Origin of the sequence: Vibrio sp. 03-59-1 (genome assembly GCF_013114135.1) — a bacterium.
Lineage (GTDB): Bacteria > Pseudomonadota > Gammaproteobacteria > Enterobacterales > Vibrionaceae > Vibrio > Vibrio cortegadensis.
In genome coordinates this window covers 1-3,929 of the sequence record NZ_VTYA01000039.1, presented here as the reverse complement: position 1 = coordinate 3,929, position 3,929 = coordinate 1, and the positions used below count along the sequence as shown (strand labels likewise).

The window sequence follows — 3,929 nt, the reverse complement described above, 5'->3', positions numbered from 1 at the left end:
CTTTGAACGAGCTACATCATTCGTGCCAAGCATCATATGACTAAACATACACTTCCTTTTGATTTCATTGATATTAGAGATTCTAATTTAGAATGTTCATTTATAGATATCTAGGAGTAATGTGCTCTGCGCACTAACGCCCAATTAAGGTGCGACAACGCTGTAACACCCAAACTAAACCACTGCACCGTAAACACAAAATTCAAACCGGAGTGAAGCAGCCAAGCGTTAGGAGTCACTCTTAAATTGTTTGTTATGTAACAAGTGTTCCTCTAATAGGGCTGATTGTATATAGGTTGTCATCATCTAAACTGATTGTTAAACCTAAACAGAAAAGCACATCTCTGTATAAATATTCAAATTCATTAAGAAGTCCCATCGCTAGTTCAGCGTCACTTTTTGTACATACTTTTCCCTTATGTACTATCTCATTTCTAACTTTTTGTATATAAGAACGTTCTTGCCATATAGTCAATTTTGCACCTTCACGTTTAAAGTCACAGACATTATCTGTAACCGCAAAAAGTGAATCAAACACCCAGAAGACAAAACGATTAAACCTATCTAAACCACTCTGTTTGATCACCGCATCACACATGAACTTGCTGATCATTTTATCGCTAACTAAGCAACTAATGACAGGTCTTAATATGACTTCTTTAATGAGGACTTCTATCGCGGAAACAGCTAACACAACAGTTGCCATATCATTAACACCTCTAACATCTAAGGTACCATAGACTAAGTGTCCTAAGTTCTCACCGCAATGCGGGGACTCGTCATAATATTCTCTAATACGGTCTTTCGTATAACGAATTGCTACGTCGTCCCTTTTCGACAAATATTCTTCGAGTTCCGCTATGGATTCTAAATAATCTTCATAAGTTGAATCGGAGTCTAACTCTGTACTACTCATTTATTTGTCCCGAATTAAAATAATGCTTCAAGTGGTTGTTTTTGTTACATAACGCCGCATTAAGGGGTAAACAACGCCTCCACCCAACCTAAAGCATTGTACCGTAAACACTAAATTTGAAGTAGATGCAAAAATGCCGAGCGTTGAGAATCCCTCTTAAATGCTTTGTTATATGTAGGGTGCATAACCAACAATTTTCAACTCTAGACAATGTTCAAATGAGTTCAAACTCTGCGCATGGAGTCCCTTGATGATATTTCATTTGCCAGGCTTGACCAGTAAAGACCCAGATCGACGAACGCTTAGAAAACGCGCTAACTTCACCTAAATTTGAAACCCATACTGATTTGTATAAAAGTAACTGAACTGAAGGTTCTAACAGAATACACTCAAAATCTTGAGAGTGAATGTGACCATTTGAAGGCTCTTCATTTTGCATCATTCTCATAATAGAAAAGTAATCAAAACTACGCCCCGAACGCCCAACCTCTTTAAAGCTAGAATGAAGCAACCTTGCTACTTCATTTGGATCTTGCCTAATTTCATACTGATGTAGAGCGATTTCCTGCTCAATTAGAACTTCCATTATTTCTCCAATGCTGAAAAAACATATAACGCCCAATTAAGGTGTGAAGCACACGACCACGACACACAATTTGACCACCGTACACACTGAACTTAACCCAAACTAAAAATGCCAAGCGTGCTGAATCACTCTTAAATTGTTTGTTAGTTGCACAATGCGCACTGAATTTTTTGTTTATTATCAGTGATATATTCTATGTCATTTAGATAAGCTTGAAGATGACCTTGCTCTATGTTTTCAGCAAAGGATTCATTACCATTTTCAGCCTCACTTCGCATGAACGAGACTAACGCCTCTAATCGCTGAACCATTACGTCGGCTAATTGATTTCTTTCGGACTCACTTGCACCGTAACTATCACAGAACAACTTAGCTCTAACCACCTGTTCTGAGATTGAACCTAGCTTGTCATTATTATCCGTTTTGAAAGGAGACCAACAATAAACTGAATAAGCTAGATCCCATATTCTTGGGGCTGGGTGTGCAGTATCAAAGTCAAATACACCAATAACTTTACTCTCTGACAGAGCAACATTGTATGGAGTAAAGTCACCATGACAGATAACCTCAAAAGGTTCTCTTGGCTCTAGCATCCACTCGCTAGCATTAATATCAATCTTCTCCAAAAGTGGCACTGTTGAGTCATGTATTTTACGTAATAATTCACCCGCAGAAATGAGGGCGTCAGTAGTGGCGATTGCACCGACTAACGGATAATTATAAGTCTTACCTGCGACAAAACTTAAGATTTCCTGATCTTGATTTACACCAAGGAATCTTGGACATTCACTCACATTCTCTTGCTCAAGTTGCTTCAAAATACGGTGAATTGTAGGGCTCCACGGTTGAAGGGGTCGATAGACAACTTCACCATCTCGATATATTGCGGATTCTCTTCCGCCTGATAATTCTTCCACGAAACCTCCCTGTGCAACTAACGCCCAATTAAGGTGCGACAACGCTATAACACCCAAGCTAAACCATTGCACCGTAAACATAAATTTCAAATCAGAGTGAACTCGCCAAGCGTTAGGAGTCACTCTTAAATTGTTTGTTAGTTGCGTTCTATCCACGACTGCGGAACTTCAAAAATGTCTAGCTCGTAGGTCTTTGCGTTGTAGACTTTATTACTTTCCGTTAAATATGTAACTGCAACATCACAATCCAGAATTGATTTAATTTGAGCCAAACAAATAAGTTGAGATTTTGAAATACGATCTGATTCTTTTTTCACTTCGACGAATAGTACTGAGCCATCCTCTTTGTACAGCATTAAATCGGGCTCTCCAGAAGTTAACCCTTGCCTTAAAGCTTTGAAAATCGTTAATCGAATTGGATCAATGTACTTTGCGACAATCGCCCGACCTTGGTCATATTTTACATTATTTGGTTCCCAGTCCCCGAGTGCGTAATAAGCGGTTCCTTGCCAACCTGCATCCAAATACTGTTTCAGAGCAAAATATTCTCCAAAGTGATAACGAGGCTGATTGTACACTTCGTTTGGTACAAATAATGACTCAGGGATCCACTCTTTATGACCAATTTTCCACTCATCAAGCATTGACTGTGGATATGAGAAAACCGTTTCTTTGACGTTAAACTTCATACTTATCCCTTCGAGCAACTAACGCCCAATTAAGGGGTGAACAACGCTACCACCCTACCTAACGCATTGTACCGTAAACACTAAAATTGAAGTAGAAGCAAAAATACCAAGCGTTGAGAATCCCTCTTAAATTGTTTGTTAGTAGGTCAACTCCAAGGGAGCACCTGTACGTTATGCCACCTAGCCTTATAGCCAGCGGTCATTGTGTTGTAGTTAGCTTCTGTCATTGCTTTTTTGTTAGGTTTGATCAACATATTAAATGCGTCCTCTAACCCATAAGGGGAAAACAACTTAATGTTTCCTGAGCTATCTAGTGTGAACCCAATAGCAAAGGCAGAAAGCCAAGATTCGATACCTTGTTCAACCCGCTCGTATGCCTGTATGGAACAGCCAAACTTCTTGGAATATCGCTCATGTATGATTGCTTGGTTTTTTACATCAACGTCGACGACACCATGACTTAACCGTGAACAAATACGATTTTTGAATTCATCTTCGTTAGCATGATTAGAGCTGTCAAAATAGACAACATCAAAGTCTTTAACTTGAGCAAGAAGCGGTTTACTTTCGATACTATTCCAGATGATTTGAGTAATAGCACCGCCTGCAATATAAAAGTTTGGCAACCCTACTTCCAGGCACACTTCAGCTGTTTCGATCAACTCTGGAACTTGGTGAATTAGATGCTTGAGTTTTTGTTTATTCATCCTGACCTACTAACGCCGCGTTAAGTGGTGAGCAATGCTACCACTGCACTCAAGACATTATGCCATAAACACTGATGCATATCTTTGAACTGAAGCCGCCAAGCGTTGCGAATC

5 protein-coding genes are annotated in these 3,929 nt (G+C 39.4%); all 5 read right to left on the bottom strand.

Annotated features, from left to right (window positions below; translation table 11 throughout):
• Positions 1–253 precede the first annotated feature (253 nt).
• The 5 genes from F0249_RS19500 to F0249_RS19480 all read right to left on the bottom strand — a co-directional run bounded on the left by F0249_RS19500 (position 254) and on the right by F0249_RS19480 (position 3,815).
• A complete protein-coding gene (locus tag F0249_RS19500; RefSeq protein WP_171757574.1) occupies positions 254–916 on the bottom strand; it encodes a hypothetical protein in 663 nt (220 codons plus the stop codon).
• Between the two features lie 214 nt (positions 917–1,130).
• Positions 1,131–1,502 (bottom strand): DUF4440 domain-containing protein, encoded by a 372-nt coding sequence (locus F0249_RS19495; RefSeq protein ID WP_171757573.1) that lies wholly within the window; start codon positions 1,500–1,502, stop codon positions 1,131–1,133.
• A gap of 143 nt (positions 1,503–1,645) precedes the next feature.
• A complete protein-coding gene (locus tag F0249_RS19490; protein WP_171757572.1) occupies positions 1,646–2,419 on the bottom strand; it encodes a phosphotransferase in 774 nt (257 codons plus the stop codon).
• A 137-nt stretch (positions 2,420–2,556) separates the two neighbouring features.
• Entirely contained in the window at positions 2,557–3,108 is a 552-nt protein-coding gene (locus F0249_RS19485) for a VRR-NUC domain-containing protein (protein WP_171757571.1), read from the bottom strand.
• A 146-nt stretch (positions 3,109–3,254) separates the two neighbouring features.
• Positions 3,255–3,815 carry a nucleotidyltransferase family protein gene (locus tag F0249_RS19480; protein ID WP_171757570.1) on the bottom strand — a complete coding sequence of 187 codons (561 nt, stop codon included), beginning with the start codon at positions 3,813–3,815 and terminating at the stop codon, positions 3,255–3,257.
• Between the last annotated feature and the right edge of the window lie 114 nt (positions 3,816–3,929).